Genomic DNA, 18,711 nt, shown 5'->3' on the forward strand with positions numbered 1-18,711 from the left:
GATCCAGGCAGGCGCCGCAGCGAATGGATCGTGAAAGCTGGATTCCCGCCTTCGCGGGAATGACGGCCGGAAGGCGCATGTCAGGTCAGGGTGGGCGACGCCGTCCGACGGGAAGACGCCGCCCGCTCGCAAGTCCTTACATCTTGAAGCCGGCCGCGGCGGCTTCCTTGTAGATCGCTTCGATCAGGTCCTTGCCGACGCGGGATTCGGCGTCCTTGTGGACCGGCTTCAGAGCCTTGATCCAGGCCTCGCGCTCTTCCTTGGTCTGGGTGTGGAACTCGGTCTTGCCCGACGCCTTCATCTGGGCCAGCGCGACGTCGTTCTCGTTCTGGGCGATGTCGTTGGCGTAGTCGGTCGCCTCCTTCATCGCCTCTTCCAGCTTGCCGCGGAGGTCGGCGGGCAGGCCTTCCCAGAACTTCTTGTTCACGATGACCGCATAGCCGAGATAGCCGTGGTCGGTCAGCGTGGCGTATTTCTGCACCTCGTGCATCTTCTGGGTGTACATGTTCGACGGCGGGTTCTCGGTGCCGTCGACGACGCCGGTCTGCAGCGCCTGGTACACTTCGGAGAAGGCCATCACCTGCGGCAGGGCGCCGAGCGCGCGCATCTGGGCGTCCAGAACCTTGGACGACTGGATGCGCATCTTCAGGCCCTTCACGTCCTCCGGCTTGATGAGCGGCTTGTTGGCGCTCATGATCTTGAAGCCGTTGTCCCAATAGGCCAGCCCGATGATGCCCTTGGACTCCAGCTTCTGGAACAGCTTCTTGCCGATCTCGCCCTTGGTGACGCGCTGCAGGACTTCCTTGCTGGGGAAGATGTAGGGAAGATCGAAGACCTCGAATTCCTTGGCGCCCAGCGGGCCGAACTTCGCCAGCGACGGGGCCAGCATCTGCACCGCGCCCAACTGCAGAGCCTCAAGCTCTTCCTTGTCCTTGTAGAGCTGGCTGTTCGGATAGACCTCGACCTTCACCTTGCCGGCCGTCAGCTTCTCGGCCAGTTCCTTGAACTTCTCGGCACCCTTGCCCTTCGGCGTCTCCGGCGCGACGACGTGGCTGAACTTGATGACGATCTGGTCCTGGGCCCAGGCCGTCGAAATGGCCATCGGCGCCGCCATCATGCAGCCGACCGCAGCCGCGCACAGGAGCTTCACGAATTTCATGGGTGCGTCCCCCTTCCGGTGTTGATTGTCGACAGAGCTGAATGTTCCGCCCCGTACTTGTTGCGCATTGTTCATGATCGGACGAATTGCGGCTATTGTGGATATCCGCAGAGTCGGCCTATCCCACTTTCGTCCGGTCCCGCCATCCCCCGCCGCCACACTTTCGTGTCCATTCCAATGTCGAACCCGCTCCGCACCGGCACCTCCCCCTCCCCCGCCCGTCCCCCCTCGACCAATTTCGGGCGGGCGGTGCCGCACGCCATGCCGGTGGTGGCGATGGTGCTGGTCGTGGTGCTGCTGGGCGCCTTCCTGTGGCTGCTTCAGCGCAACGAACGCGACGAGCAGGCGCTGGCGCTGATCAAGGACGCGCTGTGGGCGGAGCAGAACCTGCACTTCCAGCTCGCCTCCGACGAGGACAAGCTGGAGCGGCTGGCGGAGACGCTGGGCCGGACCGAGGTCGATATGCGGCAGTTCGCCGCAATGGCCCGGCTGGTGGTGAATACCAACCCGGCGATCGAAAGGGTGCTGTGGCTGGACGCCCAGGGGCGCACGCAGCTGGCGGAACCGCCGCTGCCGGGGAATGGCGCGACGGCCGGGGACAATGCGGACGGGGACGACAGCCGACTGGGCGGGCTGAACCGGACCGACGCCGTGCGCATCGCCCGCTCCTCCGGCCTGCGCGCCCACAGCGCGCCCTATCGGGTCGACGCCGGCAATCACGGCTTCGACGTCGCCTTCCCGCTGTTCCGCGACGGCAAGTTCGCCGGCGCGCTGGTCGGCGCCTTCTCGTTCGAGGCGATGCTGACCCACCATGTCCCCTGGTGGTTCGCCCAGCGCTACCAGCTGGAGGTGATCGACGCGAGGGGGACGGTGCTGGGGTCGAAGTCCCGCATGTCGGTGCCGGGGTCGATGGCCGGCCCGGCACCGGACCCGACGCGCAGCCACGTCATCCCGTTCGACCCGCCCGGCCATGGGCTGGCGCTGGTCGCCACCGCCTATCCCAGCGATTCGAACGTCATGCGCACCGTGCTGGTGGCGGCGATCTTCGCGCTGACCGGATCGGCGATGTGGAGCCTGTGGTCGCTGCGCCGCCACATCGCCGGCCGCCTGCGCGCCGAGGAGGCGCTGCGCGAGGAGCACGCCTTCCGCAAGGCGATGGAGGACAGCCTGACCGTGGGCATGCGTGCCCGCGACCTGGAGGGGCGCATCACCTACGTCAATCCGGCCTTCTGCAAGATGGTCGGGCTGGAGGCCGAGGACCTGATCGGACGCGGCCCGCCGGCCCCCTACTGGCTGCCGGAGGAGATCGACCAGGCCGAGGCCGCCTTTCAGGACGTGCTGGCCGGCCGCGCGCCTGAGAACGGGCTGGAAATGCGGTTCCAGCGCCCCAACGGCGAGCGCTTCGACGCCCTGATCTACGAGGCGCCGCTGATCGACGCCAACGGGCGCCAGACCGGCTGGATGGGCTCCGTCCTCGACATCACCGAGCGCAAGCGCGCCGAGGAACTGGCCCGTCAGCAGCAGGAGCGGCTGCAGCAGACCTCGCGCCTGATCACCATGGGCGAGATGGCCTCCACCCTGGCGCATGAGCTGAACCAGCCGCTGTCGGCCATCGCCAGCTATTGCACCGGCTGCCTCAACCGCCTGCGCTCCGACCGCTGCGACACCGAAGAGGTGGCGGCGGCGCTGGAGAAGCTGGCCGCCCAGGCCAAGCGCGCCGGGCTGGTGGTGCGCCGCATCCATGATTTCGTGCGCAAGCGCGATCCGAAAGTCGCCCCCTGCTCGCTCGCCCGCGTGCTGGAGGATTGCGTCGGGCTGGCCGGCAGCGATGCGGCACGGCTGGGCGTGCGGGTGGAGCTGGACGCCCCGCCCGACCTGCCGCCGGTCACCGGCGACCGCATCCTGCTGCAGCAGGTGGTGCTGAACCTAATGCGCAATGGGATCGAGGCGATGGCCCGCACCCCGCGCGCCGACCGCCGCCTGACCGTCACCGTCCGTCTGGCCGGCGGCGATGACGGCGGGCAGGCCGGAGACGGGGACGGCCGCGTGCTGCTGACGGAGATCCGCGACCATGGCTGCGGAATAGCACCGGATGTCGCCGACCGGCTGTTTTCCCCTTTCTTCACCACCAAACGCGAAGGTATGGGCATGGGCCTGAACATCTGCCGCTCCATCGTCGAGCACCACCGCGGCCGGCTGTGGTTCGAGGCGGTGGCGGACGGGGACGGCGCGGAGACGACTCCCGCCGGGGCGCGCTTCCTGTTCACCCTGCCCGTTCATGCCCCGGTCCCGAACCGTCTTGCCGGCCACGCTTCTCCTAACACCGCCCCCGATCACACTGCCGAGGCCGCCGAATGACCACGCTGCACATCGTCGACGACGACGAGGCCATCCGCGACGCGCTGGGCTGGCTGTTCCAGTCACGCAACGTCCCGGTGGTCGGCTGGCCGTCCGCCGAAGCCTTTCTGGAGTCGTGGCGGCCGGACACCGCCGGCTGTCTGCTGCTGGATATCCGCATGGAGGGCATGAGCGGGCTGGAGCTGTTCGACCGGCTGCTCGCCAAGGGTTGCCGCATGCCGGTGATCTTCCTGACCGGCCACGGCGACGTGCCGATCGCCGTCGGCGCCCTGAAGAAGGGAGCCCGTGATTTCGTGGAAAAGCCCTTCAACGACAACGAACTGGTCGACCGGGTGATCGACGCGCTGGCCGTCGACGCCGAACAGCGCGAGCGCGAGGCGGGACAGGCGGGGCTGGCGGCCCGGCTTTCCACCCTGACCCAGCGCGAGCGGCAGGTGATGGAACTGGTCGTCGCCGGACGGCTGAACAAGGTCATCGCCGACGAACTGGGCATCAGCATGCGGACGGTGGAGGTCCACCGCAGCCATGTGTTCGAGAAGATGCGGGTGAAGACGGCGGTTGAATTGACCCGGCTGCTGTCCGGCGCCTCCTGATCGCCGCCTGCCGATCGCCACCTGCCGATCGCCGCCCGGCGATTGGGGGAAACCCGGTAGGAGCGCGGTCGTCACTGGAGCCGGTACGGATCACGTACTATTCTGCCCTGCCACCCCGGTGGTTCTTCCCAGTGGTTCGGAGCATCGGCGGTTGCGCATTCGGTTGCCCAGTTCCTTCCTAGCCATCGGCCTTGCCGTGATCGCGCCGCTGCTGCTGTTCGGCGCCGTTATGATCTGGCAGCTGGACATGCGCGAGCGGGCGGAGACGGAGGACGCGCTGCAATCGGTGGCGCAGTCGCTGTCCCTGGCGGTCGACCGCGAACTGGCGAGCCAGTTGCGGCCGCTGGAACTGCTGACGTCACTGCTTCAGCCCAATGTCGACGACCTGCGCATCCTGTATCAGGAGACCACCACCGCCAGCCACAGCCAGCCGGGCTGGCTGGCGATGGGGCTGATCGACGCCGACACCGGCCGCTTCGTCTTCCACACCCAGTATCCGCTGGGGGTCCAGCCCCTGCCGCCGCCGCGGCTGGACGAGGTCACCCGCCATGTGATCGAAAGCCACCGGGCGGTGATCGGCGGCGTGCTGCCGCCCGGAGGGCCGCCGGGCCGTCCGTCTCTGATCCTGCGCGCGCCGATCATGCAATTCGACCCGGTGCGCCAAGGCGACCGGGTGCGCTATGTCCTGTCGCTGGCCCTCGGGCTGGAGGGGCTGAGCGGCGCGCTGCGGACCCGCGACACTCCGCCGGACTGGACGGTCGCGGTGGTCGACCCGACCATGCTGATCGCCGCCCGCTCGCGCGATGCCGCCGCCTATCTGGGCCAAAAGGTCTTTGCGGACCTGGAAGCACGGATCCGGACCGGCAGCAACGACATGTTCCTCGGGCGGACCAGGGACGGGGTGGAGGTCAATTCCGTCATCCACCGCTCCCCGGAAACCGGCTGGTCGGTGGTGCTGGGCGTGCCCTCCGACATCGTGCAGCGAAAGCTGAACGCCACCCGGATGACGGTGGTCGGCGGCGGCGCCCTGGCCTGCGCGGCGACGCTGATGCTGGCCCTGCTGGTGTCGCGCGCCTACCGCCGCCGCCGCAGCGCCGAGGAGGAGGTTCGCCGCGCCCGCGAGGCGGTGCTGATCGAACAGCGCCGCCGGCTGGAATCGGAGAAGGAGCATGCCGAGGCTGCCAACCGGGCCAAAAGCGATTTCCTGGCCAACATGAGCCACGAGTTGCGAACCCCGCTGAACGCCATCATCGGCTTCGCCGAGGCACTGATGTCCGGCATCTTCGGCCCAGCCCCGCCCAAGCATGTCGAATATCTGTCGGCGATCCACCAGTCCGGTCGCCACCTGCTGGATCTCGTCAACGAATTGCTGGACATGGCCAAGATCGAAGCCGGCCGGCTGGAGCTGTACCCGGCCAACGTCGCGCTGGACGAGCTGCTGGACGACTGCCTGGGGCTGGTGGAGGCGCTGGCCCTGCGCAAGGGCGTGACCTTGACCGGCGGCGCCATCGCGAAGAACCTGCGGGTCACGGTGGACGGTGTGCGCATGCGTCAGGCGGTGCTGAATGTCCTCTCCAACGCCATCAAGTTCACCCCGCCGGGCGGCGCCGTGCGGGTTGAGGCGGCCCCCGGTCCCGGCGGCACGGGCGCGGTCATCGTGATCGCCGACACCGGCGTTGGCATGACCGCGGACGAATTGCTGATCGCGATGGAGCCGTTCCGTCAGGTCCACAATTACCTGACCAAGGCGGAGGCCGGCACCGGCCTGGGGCTGCCGCTGGCCCGCCGTTTCATCGAGGCCCATGGCGGCACCCTGACCCTGGACAGCAGCCCCGGCGTCGGCACCGCGGTGACCATCAAGCTGCCGTAGGGGCAGGCTGCCGTAAGGGCAGGTTGCCTTAGGGCTTTGCCTCACCCCCGGCGGGGCGGGCGTCCGGGAAGCATCGCGCGCTGCAGCTTGGCGCCGGCAAGGTCGGCGCCGTCCATCTCGGCGCTGTCGAGGTTCGCGTCGGACAGGTTGGCCTGCACCAGACAGGTGCCGACCATCAGGGCGCCGCGCAGGTCCGCCCCCATCAGGTTGGCGGCCCAGGAGCGGCCGGTGGGGCGGCCCGAAGGATCCTTGATCGCCGCCGGACCCAGCCGCACCCGCGTCAGGTCGGCGCCGGTCAGCACGGCATAGCTGAGGTTGGCGCCCGACAGGTCGGCGCCCATCAGGTTGGCGCCCTCCAGGTTGGCACCGGACAGGTCGGTCATCATCAGCCGCGCGCCGGTCAGCGCCGCCGCCGACAGGTTCGCCCCGCGCAAGCTTGCGGCGCTGAGGTTGACGTTGCGCAGATCGGCGCGGCTGAGGTCGGTGCCGTCGAGATCGGCCCTCTGGCCGCGCTGGCCGAAGCTGTCGATCCAGCGTTCATGGTCGAAGATGGCGCGCTGGATCTCCGACCCCATGCTGTCGATGGGGCGGGTCATCTGCGCGGTGGCGATCCGGGTGGAGGACAGGTCGCAGTCGGCCATCCGCGTGCCGACCATGTCGGCCTTGTCGAAGCGGGTGCCGTCCAGCGCCGCGCCCGACAGGTTGGCGCCGTTCAGCCGCGCCCCCGTCAGGTCCGCCCCGTTCAGCACCGCCCCCGACAGGTCGGCGTTCTGCAGCATCGCGCCGCTGAGGTCGGCGTCCGCCAGGTTGGCGCCGCGCAGCACCGCGCCGGTCAGGTCGGTGGGAATGCCGCCTTCCACCGTCAGGCCGTTCTGCAGGCGGGCCAGGGCCGCCTTGTGGATCTGGCGGGCGCTTTCGGCGTCCTGCGCATCGGGCCCGGCACCGCGCCGCGCGGTTCCGCCCGGCTCCAGCGTGCCGGCGCGCAGGTCGGCGCCCTTCAGGTTAGCGTTGGAGAAATCGGCCGCGCGCAGCCGCGCGCCGCGCAGATCGGTCTGCATCAGGTTGGCGCGGCTGATGTCCGCATCGCGCAGATCGACGCCGAACAGGTCGGCCCCGGCCAGATTGGTGCCGTTCAACCGCCCGCGCGCCAGCCGGGCACCGACCAGACGTGCGCCGCGCAGGTCACGCTGCGACAGGTCCGCACCCTCCAGGTCGGCCATGGCGAGGTTGGCACGGGCACCGCCCGGCTGGCCCTTGATCCAGCGGGCGTGCCTGTCCAGCACCTCGGCCAGTTGGTCGGGCCGGAAGAACGACACGGTTGAGGCGGTCGGTGTGGTGGTTGGCACGGACAAGTTGTCGCCGTGAAATTGGTTACATCGCGACAATCATGCGATTCATTCCTTACCGAAGGCTGAATGAATCCCCCTTTTGCGCACCCCCTTTCGGGGGATGCGTTTCGGCTGCCCGCCGCTATGGCTCCCCGCCGATGCGGCGGCAGGGTCCGGCGGGATGAATATGGAAAACAGACGCTTGGCCATAGGTGCGGCCATAGGCCCGTCCCTGTTTCTGCCGGTGATGATACGGCAATTGCCCCGAGTCGCGCACGTTACGGTTCTGTAATCGAACCACCTGCGAACGAGTCGCGAACAGCTTCGACTCGGCTGCTGGGGCCACCGACGGCCGAGCAGGCGGAAACCCTGGAGTCACCGAAAAACCCGCATCGGTTAAGCAATGGTTTCTTGACAGAAAAGGCCACGGGCATCCTAAAAGTGTCCCACCTTTCGGAATAACGCACCGCAGCGCGCCTTGACCTTAGCCGGGGTGTGACTTTGGCCGTAACCGGAACGATGGGCTCCAGAGGACGGATCCCGGGGTGCCGGAGCGGAAAAACGGGATATGAAGGAAGAATGATGAAGGATGCGGACGCCCGGTCGATCACGACCGCACGCCCGAGCGCTGGCGAGAGCCACGCCACCGAACGCCGTCATCTCGATCGCCGCCATCTTCTGCGCGCCGGCCTGGGACTGGCGGCGGCAGCCACGGCCGGGGGAACCCTGTTCACCGGCGAAGAGGCGGAGGCCGCCTCCCTGCGCGCCCCGCCGCGGGTGCTGACCCTGGTGAACCTGCACACCGGCGAGAAGCTCCACGCCGAATACTGGTCGAAGGGCCGTTATGTGCGCGACGCCATGCGGGCGGTCAACCATCTGCTGCGCGACCACCGCAACAACTCGGTGCACGCCATCGACCCGAAGCTGCTGGATCTGGTCCATGCGCTGAGCCGCAAGATCGGCCGCCGCGGCCCCATCGAGATCGTGTCCGGCTACCGCTCACCGGAGACCAACGCGTTGCTGCGCGAGGCCGACCACAGCGGCGTCGCCCAGAACAGCTTCCACATGCGCGGCATGGCCATCGACCTGCGGGTGCCGAACATGCCGACGCGCCAGCTGCAGCGGGCCGCGCTGAGCCTGCGCGGCGGCGGTGTCGGCTATTACCCCGACAGCAACTTCGTCCATGTCGACGTCGGGCCGCTGCGCCATTGGTGAGCGCGTATCGACATGGCGATCCACGTCGAAGGCCCCGGACACCCATCCGGGGCCTTCGACGTTTCAGGCTCCCCGTCTTGGATCAGGCGACGCGGAATCCGATCGGCGTGTGGTCGATGACGTCCCAGTCCGTCCAGTCATGGGTCGCCGATGCCGCGCGGGCAGAGCCGTCGATGCCGGCGAGCCAGGCATAATCGATCACACGCCCCAGCCGATGGGTTTTCGACAGCGCCTGCGCCGCGTTCGAAGCCTTGCAGGGTGCGCGGAGGGTCCAGCCTTTGGTGTAGGCCGAATCGAACACACTCCATTTATCGATGGCATAGTTCATGTCGCCCAGCAGGATGGCCCCCTTGCGCTTGTGGGTGGAGGCGGTGCCGCCGAGATGGGCCAGCATGTCCAGGATCTCCTCCTTGGACGGCTCTCCCTGCGTGGCGATGGTGTGGCAGGCGCCGACAAGGATGTCGCCGGTATCGATGAAGATCAGCGGGCGCTTGCCGTCGCCGACCGCCATGGCCTCCACCTTCACGCCCTTTGACAGGACCATGAAGGAACAGGGGCTGACGCCGCCCTTCTTGTTGGCCACCGGCACGAACTGGCACCACATGTTGGTCGATTTCATCTCCTTCACCAGCGCCGGACCGTTCTGCGTCACCTCCGCCAGAACGATGAGGTCGAAACGCGTCGCCATCTCGTCGACCCAGGCGGCCATCAGGCCGTAACGGGCGGCGGCGTCCGACGTACCCCAGGACGAGGCGCGCTGAATGTTCCAGAACGCGATATCCATGAAGCCCCTCTGTCTTCCCTGTTCCCGGCTCCGTTCGCCGTCGGCCGCTTGCGGGACCGGCGCGGACCATCGAGCCATGCACGGTTTTGAGGGTATCGGCACAATCGGAGCAACGCAAACGCGACAAGCCTCACCAGACCTCACGCATTGCGGAAATCCGTTCGCTGTCGGCCGGACATGAAAAAGGCGCCGTCCCGGGAGACGGCGCCTTGCAGGCGTCCCTATGCAGGACCGCCCTACCCCACCTTCAGCTTGCGGCGCAGCAGGGACAGCGGCGCGGTGTCGTCCAGGCTGGGCTGGAAGGCGATGGTGACTTCGGTCAGCGCATTGGCCCAGCTCTCCGGATTTGTGCCTTCCGGCGCCTCGACCGAGCTGAAACCGGTGCGGACCAGATAGAGATACTGGTCGGGGATGACATGGCCGACCGCGCGGATCTCGCCGGTGTAGCCGTAGCGCTCCCGCAGCTCGCGCGCGGTGGAGAAGCCGCGGCCATCGCGGAACTTCGGGAACTCCACCGCCACCAGCGAGAAGCGGTCGAGGTCGGCGGCGATGGCGCCCGCCAGCGTGCCGCTCTTCAGCCGCACGCCCAGCCGGGCGTTGCGGCCCTCGAAGCTGTCACGCTCCGCCTGCCAGCGCTCGAAGCTGATGATGACCGGGCGGTCGTTGGGGACCGGCTCCCCGTCGGGAATGAAGCTCCAGGCGTCCTCGCCGATGCGCCCATTCTCAATCAGCGGCATAGATTCTCTCCTTGAACGGGGCATGGCCGACGCGGGCGAGGGTGTCGATGAAGCGCTCGCTCTCGTCCGACCGGTTGGCGAGATAGACGTCGACGATCGCCTCGATGGCGTCCACCGCTTCAGTCTCCGTCACCGCCGGGCCGAGGATGTCGCCGATGGCAGTGGTCAGCGTCGGGTCGCCGCCCACGGTGATCTGGTAATACTCGGTGCCCTTCTTGTCGACGCCGAGGATGCCGATGGCGCCGACATGGTGATGGCCGCAGGCGTTGATGCAGCCGCTGATCTTGATGCCCAGCTCGCCGATGGTGCGCTGGCGAACCGGATCGGCGAAGCGGGCCGAGATCGCCTGCGCCAGCGGGATCGAGCGGGCATTGGCCAGCGCGCAGTAATCCAGCCCCGGGCAGGCGATGATGTCGCCGATCAGCCCGGCATTGGCGCTGCCGAGACCGGCGGCGTCCAGCTGCTTCCACAGATCGTACAGCTCATCCTTCTTCACATGGGCGAGGACGAGGTTCTGGACATGGGTGACGCGCAGTTCGCCGAAGCTGTAGCGCTCGGCCAGATCGGCGACGAGGTCCATCTGGTCGCAGGTGGCGTCGCCGGGGATGCCACCGGCCGGCTTCAACGAGATGGTGGCGATGGCATAACCCGGCGCCTTGTGTTCCGCGACATTGACCGCCAGCCAGTTGGCGAAGGCCGGGTTGGACGCACGGGCGCGCTCCAGCGCTTCCGAATGGTCGGGCAGTTCCTCGAAGGGCGGCGGGGCGAAGTGCTGGCGGATCCCGTCGACGATCTCCGGGTCCAGGCGGTATTTGGGGCCGCGCAGCCGCGCGAACTCCTCCTCGACCTCCTGGGTGAACTTCTCCAGCCCCAGCTCGTGGACCAGGATCTTGATGCGCGCCTTATAGATGTTGTCGCGGCGGCCATACTGGTTGTAGACGCGCAGGATGGCTTCCAGGTAGGCGACGAAATCCTCCTGGGCCACCCATTCGCGCACCAGCTTGCCGACGAAGGGCGAGCGGCCGAGACCGCCGCCGACATAGAAGGAGAAGCCCGGCTCGCCTTTGTCGTTGCGGCGCGCCAGCAGGCCGACGTCGTGGATGCGGACCGCCGCGCGGTCGCTCTCGGCGCCGGAGATGGCGATCTTGAACTTGCGCGGCAGATAGGTGAACTCGGGGTGCATCGTCGTCCACTGCCGCAGGATCTCGGCATAGACGCGGCCGTCCACGACTTCATCCCTGGCGGCGCCGACGAACGGGTCGGTGGTGACGTTGCGCACGCAGTTGCCGCTGGTCTGCAGCGCGTGCATGTCCACCTCGGCCAGCTCATGCAGGATCGCCGGGGTGTCCTCCAGCTTGATCCAGTTGTATTGCAGGTTCTGGCGGGTGGTGAAATGGCCATAGCCGCGGTCGTACTTGCGCCCAATGGCCGACAGCTTGCGCAGCTGGGTGGCGGACATCACGCCATAGGGCACGGCGATGCGCAGCATGTAGGCGTGGAGTTGGAGATAGAGGCCGTTCATCAGCCGGATCGGCTTGAACTCCTCCTCCGTCAGCTCGCCCGACAGGCGGCGGTCGACCTGTTTGCGGAACTGCTCGACGCGCTCGGCGACGAACTGCCGGTCGATCTCGTCGTAATGATAGATGCCGGCACGGGCGCCGGGCGCGATGTGGTTCATGTCGATAAGCCCTCAGGGCCGCCGGAACGGCCAGCGTTTATTAAATCTGGCGTTAACTCAGGCGGCCTGCTTGCCAAGAGATTGCTTGCCCAGATCCAGGCGGACGGTCGGGCCGGCGGTGCGGATGCGCTCGCGCATCGTCGCCGGGACCGGGACGCCATCCTGCTCCACCACCTCGAAGGTGTAGATGTCGACGGCGAACTGCTCGCGCTCCGCCTTCTCCTTGGCGGGGGCCAGCACGTCGTCGGCCTCGGCGCGCGGGAACAGCGCGGCCTCGGCGAAGGATTCGACCCACCGGCCGCCCTCGCCCAGAAACACGACTTCCCCGTCGCGCAGGCGGTTGGCGGTGATGGCTTTCATCGACCCTTCCTTCGATCGATCCTTGGCCGACATCTGGCTCTCCTGGCTGGTCGTTCTCTAAAGCGGTGGTGTCTTACCCGAACCGGTGAAGGTCCGGCAGTGAATTCGGCGGGATAGCGGCCATCATGGCAGCCATCCCTCCCGGTCGATCAGTTCGCGGGTCTCGCGGGCGACATCCGACATCGACGCCCCCTCCGCCCGGCGACGGTTGCGAAGGTCTGCGATGGTGCGCAGACGCTCCGCCCACTCCTCCGGGAACAGCGCCTCCAGCCGCTGGCGCAGCAGGCTGGCGAGAGTCGGGCTGCGGCCGCCGGTGGAGACCGTCATCACCAGATCGCCACGCCGCACCACGGAGGGCGAGTGAAAATCACACAAGGGGATGACGTCCTCGACATTCACCAGCACGCGACGCTGACGCGCCAGCTCCGCCAGTGCAGTCTCGGCCTCCGTCCCCAGCCCCATGACATACAGCACGCCGACCTTGTCCAAATCGGCGGCATCGGGCAAGGCGCGCACCAAACGGTCGCCGGCAAGTGCGGCGAATTCCCCATCCGGCTCCGGTGAAAAGACCTGCGGGTCCGCCCCTCCCTCACGCAGCTGGGTCAGGCGGCGCACCGCGAGCGGGCCGTTGCCGGCCAGCGCGATCACCACCCGCGCCGGGTCGAGCGCCAGCGGAATCATCGCAGCCCCGCCGGATTGGACGGAATGGAGCGGCGGATCGCGCCGCCTATCAGGGTGATGCTGTGCATGGCGGTATTTAGCCCAGCCGCCACACGACAATCAACATATTTCACACAAGCGATTGCAGCAAAGCACAAGCCTATTAAACAAGTAGAGAATGTATTTACGTTGCACGGGTTTTCCGCCGGTGATAATGTGCAAACACAAACGCATTACCTACCTCAATAGTAGATTTAACGAGCCACCGCGAAAGGCAGCCGATGATGGACGCGGAAACACGGGTGAAGCATCTGACCGACCGCTACGGCACGCTGGAAGGCGCGTCCCTGCTGGCCGCCATGCATGAGGTGTTCGGCGGGCGGATCGCGCTGCTGTCGTCCTTCGGCGCCGAATCCGCGGTGCTTCTGGCGCTGGCCGCCGAGGCGACGCCGGATTTCCCGGTTCTGTTTGTGAATACCGGCAAGCTGTTCGGCGAGACCCTGCGCTACCGCGACCAGCTGGTGAAGCAGCTTGGTCTGCGTGACGTGCGGGAGATCGGGCCGACCGCCGACGACCTCGCCGCCGGCGACAAGGACGGCCTGCTGTTCAACCGCGACTATGACGCCTGCTGCCATCTGCGCAAGACGGTGCCGCTGGACCGCGCGCTGGCGACCGCCGGGCTGGAGGCCTGGGTCACGGGGCGTAAGCGCTTCCAGTCGGCGACCCGCGCCGCCCTGCCCCTGTTCGAGGCGGAGGGGGGCCGCGTGAAGGTCAACCCGCTGGCCAACTGGGACAAGGACCGGCTGGAGGAAGAGTTCACCCGGCGCGACCTGCCGCGCCACCCGCTGGAGGCCGACGGGTTCCTGTCGATCGGCTGTTACACCTGCACCGAGCGAGTGGCGCCCGGTGCCGACCCGCGCTCCGGCCGTTGGGCCGGCAGCGCCAAGACCGAATGCGGCATACACACCACCATGATTGGAATCGCCCGATGAGCGCCGATCTCGACCAGCTCGAAAACCAGAGCATCTATATTCTGCGCGAGGCCTACAACCGCATCGACAAGCTGGCGATGCTCTGGTCGATCGGCAAGGACAGCAACGCTCTGCTCTGGCTCTGCCGCAAGGCGTTCTTCGGCCGCATCCCCTTCCCCGTCGTGCAGCTCGACACCGCCATGGAGCTGCCGGAGGTCTACGAGTTCCGCGACCGCATCACCAAGGAATGGGACCTCGACCTGAAGGTGGAGCAGTGCCCGCCCGAGGAGGAGATGGACCAGACCCTGCCGCCGCTGACCCGCGCCGCCGCGCGCAAGACGGAAGGTCTGAAGAACCTGCTGCGCGACCATGCCTATCAGGGCGTGATGGTCGGCATCCGCCGCGACGAGCAGGCGACCCGCGCCAAGGAGCGCGTGTTCTCGCCGCGCTCGCTGGAAGGCGACTGGGACGTGAAGGACCAGCCGGCGGAGTTCTGGGACCATTACAAGACGCGCTTCCCCGAAGGCGTCCATGTCCGCATCCATCCGCTGCTGGCCTGGACCGAGCTGGACATCTGGCGCTATTCGCAGCGCGAGGGGATTCCCATCGTCCCGCTGTACTTCGCCCGTGACGGCAAGCGCTATCGCTCGCTGGGCGAGAAGAACATCACCTTCCCGGTCGACAGCACCGCGTCGACCATCGACGAGATCATCGCCGAGCTTCAGGTGACCCGCGTGCCGGAACGCGCCGGCCGCGCGATGGACAACGAATCCGAAGACAGCTTCGAGCGCCTGCGCAGCGTGGGGTACATGTAAGATGCCGCATTCTCAACTTCGCATCGTCATCGTCGGCCATGTCGACCATGGCAAGTCCACGCTGATCGGCCGCCTGCTGAACGACACCGGCAGCCTGCCCGACGGCAAGGTGGAGCAGGTCCGCGAGATGAGCCGCAAGCGCGGCATGCCGTTCGAATGGGCCTTCGTCATGGACGCGCTCCAGGCCGAGCGTGACCAGGGCATCACCATCGACACCACGCAGATCCACTTCAAGACCAAGCAGCGCCCCTACGTCATCATCGACGCGCCGGGCCACACCGAGTTCCTGAAGAACATGGTGACCGGCGCCTCCCAGGCCGACGCCGCGCTGCTGGTGATCGACGCCGACGAGGGCGCGCTGGAACAGTCGCGCCGCCACGCCTTCCTGCTGCACCTGCTGGGCGTGCGTCAGGTCGCGGTCGTCGTCAACAAGATGGACAAGGTCGAATTCTCCAGCCGCCGCTACGAGGTGGTCGCGCAGGAGATCAAGGACTATCTGGCCGAACTGGGGCTGCAGCCCAAGGCGGTGATCCCGGTTTCCGCCCGCAACGGCGACAACATCGTCACGCGCAGCGAGCAGTCGGACTGGTATCTGGGGCCGACGGTGATCGAGCAGTTGGACGCCTTCCGTCCGCAGCAGACCTCGCCGGACCAGCCGCTGCGCTTCCCGCTGCAGGACGTCTACAAGCCGGACGACCGCCGCATCCTGGCCGGCCGCATCGAGAGCGGACGGCTGCGCGTCGGCGATACCCTGCACTTCTCGCCGACGGGTGCCAGCGCCAAGGTGGTCAGCATCGAGGCGTGGAACCATCCCGAGGCGGTGCTGTCGGCCCAGGCCGGGCAGAGCATCGGCATCACGCTGGACAAGCGCATCTTCGCCGAACGCGGCCACATCGCCCACCATCAGGCCGATGCCCCGACGCTGGCCCACCGGCTGAGCGTGCGGCTGTTCTGGCTGGTGTCGGACCCGCTGGTGGTTGGGAAGACCTACACGCTGAAGATCGCGACGGCTGAGCACCGGGTGACGGTGGAGCAGGTGACGGCGGTCATCAATGTGGAGGATCTGTCCAGCACTCCCGGCAAGGCGGTCCGCCGCAACGAGGTGGCGGAGGTCGTCCTGCGCTCCCGCTCGCCGATCGCGCTGGATCTGGCGTCGGACCTGCCGCGCACGGGGCGCGGCGCGCTGATCGACGGCAACGACGTGGTCGGCGGCTGCCTGGTGGTGGAGATCGAGGACGCCGCGGCGGCCAACATCACCGAGGTGTCGCACACCGTCTCGCTGGAGGAGCGGTCCCAGGCCAACGGCCACAAGGGCGGCATCGTCTGGCTGACCGGCCTGTCGGGTGCCGGCAAGTCGACGCTGGCGATGGCGCTGGAACGCGCGCTGTTCGACCGCGGCTGGCAGACCTTCGTTCTGGACGGCGACAATGTCCGCAACGGCCTGAACGCCGGGCTGGGCTTCTCCGCCGACGACCGGGCGGAGAACATCCGCCGGGTGGCCGAGACGGCGAAGCTGTTTGCCGACGCCGGCATGGTGGTCATCGCCTCGCTGATCTCGCCGCTGAAGTCCGACCGGGCGCGGGCGCGGGTGATCGGCGGCGAGCGCTTCCACGAGGTGTATGTCGCCGCCGACCTCGCCACCTGCGAGGAGCGCGACCCCAAGGGCCTCTACAAGAAGGCGCGGGCCGGCGAGATCGCCGAGTTCACCGGCATCTCGGCTCCCTACGAGGCGCCGGACCAGCCCGAACTGGTGATCGACACCGACGCGCTGAGCCGCAGCGAGGCGCTGGCCCAGCTGCTGGACTATGTGGATGAGACCTTGGGCAAGAACAGCCTGAAGTCGGAGAAAGAGCTGACCTATGTGATCTGAGGTCGGCTGTAACGGCGTGAGGCTTCGGGCGCGGGGAAAGACCGCGCCCGAAGTGTTTTCACGCCGCCTTCCGCTCCGACCGATACAGCGCCGTCACCACCAGCGCCACGGTCGCCAGCGCGAGCGGCACGAAGGAGATGCGCAGGACGGCGTCCCAACCGTAGCTCGTCAGCAGGCTGCCCGAGGCGAAGGAGCCGAAGGCCATGGTGCCGAAGACGAGGAAGTCGTTCAGCGACTGCACCCGCGTCTTCTCCTCCGGCCGGTGGCAGTCCAGCACCAGGGCGGAGGCACCGAGGAAGCCGAAGTTCCACCCCACCCCCAGCAGGATCAGGCTGATCCAGAAATGGGCGACGTCCTGCCCCGCCAACCCGACGGCGGAGGCCGCGGCGATCAGCGCCAGTCCGGCGGCGACCATCCGCCGGGAGCCGAAACGGCCGATCAGCCGTCCGGTGAAGAAGCTGGGGGCATACATGGCGATGACGTGCCATTGCAGGCCCAGATTGGCCGACTCCTGCGGCAGGCCGCACAGCCGCATCGCCAGCGGGGCGGCGGTCATCAGGAAGTTCATCAGCAGGTAGGACACCACGCCGCAAATCACCGCGGTGATGAAACGGGGCTGGCGCAGGATGGCGCCCAGCGGCCGGCCGCCGGCGACCTCCGCCGTGGTCGGCTTGGGCAGACGGACGCCCATCAGGACGAGCGCCGACAGCGCCGCGACGGCGGCCTGTGCGATGTAGGTCGCGGCGAACAGGTGGGGCGGCCACAGGTTCATGGTGTGGGTGACCAACTGCGGCCCGACCACCCCGGCGACCACGCCCCCCGCCATCACCGCCGACATGGCGCGCGGCCGGCGCTCCACCGAGGTGCAGTCGGCGGCGGCGAAGCGGAAGGAGAGCACCACGGCGGCATAGGCCCCGCCGGGGATCATCGCCGCGCAGAACAGCCAGAACGACCCGAACAGGATGGCGAGCGAGGACAGCAGCCCGACCAGCACGCCGCATCCGGTCCCCGCCAGGAAGGCGGCTCGCCGGCCGAAGCGGCGGGCGATGGCCCCGGCCGGCAGGGTGCAGACCGCCATACCGACCACGAAGATGGAGATCGGCAAGGTCGCCAGCGCCGGGCTGGGGGCCAGCGTGTTGCCGACGATGGCGCCGGTCGCATAGACGACGATCGCGTTGGCACCGGCAAGCGCCTGGGCGATCACCAGCCGGGCAATGTTGCCAAACTCATGCGCCTGGGGGACCGCGGAGGCCGCTTCGGTCCGGGTGGTGGCTTCGGCTTGCGACATGGGATCCTTTGGCGATAGGGCGGCGGATGGCGGCCATGGAAGGATTGATGCAGGAGTAGCGACCCGGCAGTATGAACGGAAATGGTTTCTCCTCATGGATTGATGACCAGGAGTCATGGATGCTCGATCGCCAGATCCTCGCGATCCTGCGCGAGGTCGATAGGACGGGCAGCGTCACCGCCGCTGCAGGCCGGTTGAACCTGAGCCAGTCTGCGCTGAGCCATACCATCCGCAAGTTCGAAGAACGCCATGGTGTCGAAATCTGGATGAAGAAGGGCCGAGGCCTGCGCTTCACCCAGGCCGGGAGCCATCTTCTGGCGCTGGCACAGCGGGTGCTTCCGCAGTTCGACCATGCGGAACGGGTGTTGGCCGACTTCGCATCGGGCCGGCGCGGCACCCTGCGCGTGGGGATGGAATGCCACCCCTGCGAACGCTGGCTGATGCGGATGACCGGCATCTATCTGGCTCGCTGGCCGGATGTGGATTTCGACCTGCGCACTGCGTTCCGCTATGACGGAGTCGCTGCGCTGCTGGACAATGAGATCGACCTGCTGATCACCCCGGATCCGGTGAAGCAGCCGGATGTCACCTTCGCCCCGGTCTTCGATTACGAACTCGTGCTGGTCGTACATGAGGCGCATCCGCTGGCCGAGCGTGGCGCGGTGCAGCCGCGGGACCTGCTGGATGAGGAACTGATCACCGTGCCGGTCAGCCTGGAACGGCTGGACATCTACACCCGCTTCCTGGTGCCCGCCCATTGCCGGCCGCGCCGTCACCGGACGGCGGAAACAACCGAGCTGATGCTGCAACTGGTCGCCGCCGGGCGCGGCGTCACCGTCCTGCCGGACTGGCTGGCACGGGAGGAAGGCGAAGGCCTGCCCGTGCGTACCCTGCGGCTGGGCGCCGACGGCATCGGCAAGAGCATCCATCTGGGCATCCGTCGCGGCGAGGAGGAGGTGGACTATCTCGCCGGCTTCCTCGACTTGGCGCGGGAGAGCGGACGGTAGCGGGACCGTCGTGGCGAT

The 18,711-nt window shown here is 67.7% G+C and carries 16 protein-coding genes; 8 read left to right on the top strand and 8 right to left on the bottom strand.

Features of this window, described 5'->3' with window-relative positions; all coding sequences use genetic code 11:
• Positions 1 to 136 precede the first annotated feature (136 nt).
• Positions 137 to 1,159, bottom strand: coding sequence for a TRAP transporter substrate-binding protein (locus FZ938_RS04095; protein ID WP_149197348.1), 1,023 nt, complete (start codon positions 1,157 to 1,159; stop codon positions 137 to 139).
• Positions 1,160 to 1,336: 177 nt separating this feature from the next.
• On the opposite strand from FZ938_RS04095, the gene FZ938_RS04100 reads away from it, so the two are divergent.
• From FZ938_RS04100 to FZ938_RS04110, 3 genes are all read left to right on the top strand, one after another.
• On the top strand, positions 1,337 to 3,517 hold the full coding sequence (locus tag FZ938_RS04100) for a PAS domain S-box protein (protein ID WP_149197349.1): 2,181 nt from the start codon (positions 1,337 to 1,339) through the stop codon (positions 3,515 to 3,517).
• Entirely contained in the window at positions 3,514 to 4,110 is a 597-nt protein-coding gene (locus FZ938_RS04105) for a response regulator transcription factor (protein ID WP_149197350.1), read from the top strand. Before FZ938_RS04100 ends, FZ938_RS04105 begins: the two co-directional genes overlap by 4 nt.
• Before the next feature lie 163 nt (positions 4,111 to 4,273).
• The gene (locus tag FZ938_RS04110; protein WP_246798991.1) at positions 4,274 to 5,980 is read left to right on the top strand and encodes a sensor histidine kinase; all 1,707 of its coding nucleotides are present in this window, start codon (positions 4,274 to 4,276) and stop codon (positions 5,978 to 5,980) included.
• A gap of 41 nt (positions 5,981 to 6,021) precedes the next feature.
• Here the strand turns inward: FZ938_RS04110 and FZ938_RS04115 are convergent, their stop codons facing one another.
• On the bottom strand, positions 6,022 to 7,296 hold the full coding sequence (locus FZ938_RS04115; RefSeq protein WP_246798992.1) for a pentapeptide repeat-containing protein: 1,275 nt from the start codon (positions 7,294 to 7,296) through the stop codon (positions 6,022 to 6,024).
• 594 nt (positions 7,297 to 7,890) lie between these two features.
• Here FZ938_RS04115 and mepK point away from each other — a divergent pair.
• Positions 7,891 to 8,523, top strand: coding sequence for a peptidoglycan L,D-endopeptidase MepK (gene mepK / locus FZ938_RS04120; protein WP_149197689.1), 633 nt, complete (start codon positions 7,891 to 7,893; stop codon positions 8,521 to 8,523).
• An 82-nt stretch (positions 8,524 to 8,605) separates the two neighbouring features.
• On the opposite strand, the gene FZ938_RS04125 is transcribed toward mepK, so the two are convergent.
• The 5 genes from FZ938_RS04125 to FZ938_RS04145 all read right to left on the bottom strand — a co-directional run bounded on the left by FZ938_RS04125 (position 8,606) and on the right by FZ938_RS04145 (position 12,763).
• The gene (locus FZ938_RS04125; protein WP_149197353.1) at positions 8,606 to 9,307 is read right to left on the bottom strand and encodes an endonuclease/exonuclease/phosphatase family protein; all 702 of its coding nucleotides are present in this window, start codon (positions 9,305 to 9,307) and stop codon (positions 8,606 to 8,608) included.
• A 236-nt stretch (positions 9,308 to 9,543) separates the two neighbouring features.
• On the bottom strand, positions 9,544 to 10,044 hold the full coding sequence (locus FZ938_RS04130) for a DUF934 domain-containing protein (RefSeq protein WP_149197354.1): 501 nt from the start codon (positions 10,042 to 10,044) through the stop codon (positions 9,544 to 9,546).
• On the bottom strand, positions 10,031 to 11,722 hold the full coding sequence (locus FZ938_RS04135; protein ID WP_149197355.1) for a nitrite/sulfite reductase: 1,692 nt from the start codon (positions 11,720 to 11,722) through the stop codon (positions 10,031 to 10,033). The genes FZ938_RS04130 and FZ938_RS04135 overlap by 14 nt, the downstream gene beginning before the upstream one ends.
• Positions 11,723 to 11,779: 57 nt before the next feature.
• Positions 11,780 to 12,082 (bottom strand): DUF2849 domain-containing protein, encoded by a 303-nt coding sequence (locus FZ938_RS04140; RefSeq protein ID WP_174757315.1) that lies wholly within the window; start codon positions 12,080 to 12,082, stop codon positions 11,780 to 11,782.
• A 123-nt stretch (positions 12,083 to 12,205) separates the two neighbouring features.
• Entirely contained in the window at positions 12,206 to 12,763 is a 558-nt protein-coding gene (locus FZ938_RS04145) for a precorrin-2 dehydrogenase/sirohydrochlorin ferrochelatase family protein (RefSeq protein WP_149197357.1), read from the bottom strand.
• Positions 12,764 to 13,026: 263 nt separating this feature from the next.
• On the opposite strand from FZ938_RS04145, the gene FZ938_RS04150 reads away from it, so the two are divergent.
• From FZ938_RS04150 to cysC, 3 genes are read left to right on the top strand one after another with little or no spacing between them, the layout of a single operon-like run.
• Positions 13,027 to 13,734, top strand: a complete 708-nt coding sequence (locus FZ938_RS04150; protein ID WP_149197690.1) for a phosphoadenylyl-sulfate reductase — start codon at positions 13,027 to 13,029, stop codon at positions 13,732 to 13,734.
• A complete protein-coding gene (gene cysD, locus FZ938_RS04155) occupies positions 13,731 to 14,528 on the top strand; it encodes a sulfate adenylyltransferase subunit CysD (RefSeq protein WP_098740286.1) in 798 nt (265 codons plus the stop codon). Before FZ938_RS04150 ends, cysD begins: the two co-directional genes overlap by 4 nt.
• Before the next feature lies 1 nt (position 14,529).
• Positions 14,530 to 16,398, top strand: coding sequence for an adenylyl-sulfate kinase (cysC, locus tag FZ938_RS04160; protein ID WP_149197358.1), 1,869 nt, complete (start codon positions 14,530 to 14,532; stop codon positions 16,396 to 16,398).
• Between the two features lie 58 nt (positions 16,399 to 16,456).
• Here the strand turns inward: cysC and FZ938_RS04165 are convergent, their stop codons facing one another.
• The gene (locus FZ938_RS04165) at positions 16,457 to 17,686 is read right to left on the bottom strand and encodes an MFS transporter (RefSeq protein WP_149197359.1); all 1,230 of its coding nucleotides are present in this window, start codon (positions 17,684 to 17,686) and stop codon (positions 16,457 to 16,459) included.
• Between the two features lie 119 nt (positions 17,687 to 17,805).
• Here FZ938_RS04165 and FZ938_RS04170 point away from each other — a divergent pair, with 119 nt between their 5' ends.
• The gene (locus FZ938_RS04170; RefSeq protein ID WP_149197360.1) at positions 17,806 to 18,693 is read left to right on the top strand and encodes a LysR family transcriptional regulator; all 888 of its coding nucleotides are present in this window, start codon (positions 17,806 to 17,808) and stop codon (positions 18,691 to 18,693) included.
• Positions 18,694 to 18,711 lie beyond the last annotated feature (18 nt).

Origin of the sequence: Azospirillum oryzae (genome assembly GCF_008364795.1) — a bacterium.
GTDB lineage: Bacteria > Pseudomonadota > Alphaproteobacteria > Azospirillales > Azospirillaceae > Azospirillum > Azospirillum oryzae.

Excerpts from the sequence above, each read along its gene's own strand:
- FZ938_RS04145 (WP_149197357.1), bottom strand. The coding sequence starts at position 12,763 with ATGATTCCGCTGGCGCTCGACCCGGCGCGGGTGGTGATCGCGCTGGCC.
- FZ938_RS04095 (WP_149197348.1), bottom strand. The coding sequence starts at position 1,159 with ATGAAATTCGTGAAGCTCCTGTGCGCGGCTGCGGTCGGCTGCATGATG.
- FZ938_RS04125 (WP_149197353.1), bottom strand. The coding sequence starts at position 9,307 with ATGGATATCGCGTTCTGGAACATTCAGCGCGCCTCGTCCTGGGGTACG.
- FZ938_RS04135 (WP_149197355.1), bottom strand. The coding sequence starts at position 11,722 with ATGAACCACATCGCGCCCGGCGCCCGTGCCGGCATCTATCATTACGAC.
- FZ938_RS04150 (WP_149197690.1), top strand. The coding sequence starts at position 13,027 with ATGGACGCGGAAACACGGGTGAAGCATCTGACCGACCGCTACGGCACG.
- cysD (WP_098740286.1), top strand. The coding sequence starts at position 13,731 with ATGAGCGCCGATCTCGACCAGCTCGAAAACCAGAGCATCTATATTCTG.
- FZ938_RS04165 (WP_149197359.1), bottom strand. The coding sequence starts at position 17,686 with ATGTCGCAAGCCGAAGCCACCACCCGGACCGAAGCGGCCTCCGCGGTC.
- FZ938_RS04100 (WP_149197349.1), top strand. The coding sequence starts at position 1,337 with ATGTCGAACCCGCTCCGCACCGGCACCTCCCCCTCCCCCGCCCGTCCC.
- FZ938_RS04140 (WP_174757315.1), bottom strand. The coding sequence starts at position 12,082 with ATGAAAGCCATCACCGCCAACCGCCTGCGCGACGGGGAAGTCGTGTTT.
- cysC (WP_149197358.1), top strand. The coding sequence starts at position 14,530 with ATGCCGCATTCTCAACTTCGCATCGTCATCGTCGGCCATGTCGACCAT.
- mepK (WP_149197689.1), top strand. The coding sequence starts at position 7,891 with ATGAAGGATGCGGACGCCCGGTCGATCACGACCGCACGCCCGAGCGCT.
- FZ938_RS04105 (WP_149197350.1), top strand. The coding sequence starts at position 3,514 with ATGACCACGCTGCACATCGTCGACGACGACGAGGCCATCCGCGACGCG.
- FZ938_RS04130 (WP_149197354.1), bottom strand. The coding sequence starts at position 10,044 with ATGCCGCTGATTGAGAATGGGCGCATCGGCGAGGACGCCTGGAGCTTC.
- FZ938_RS04170 (WP_149197360.1), top strand. The coding sequence starts at position 17,806 with ATGCTCGATCGCCAGATCCTCGCGATCCTGCGCGAGGTCGATAGGACG.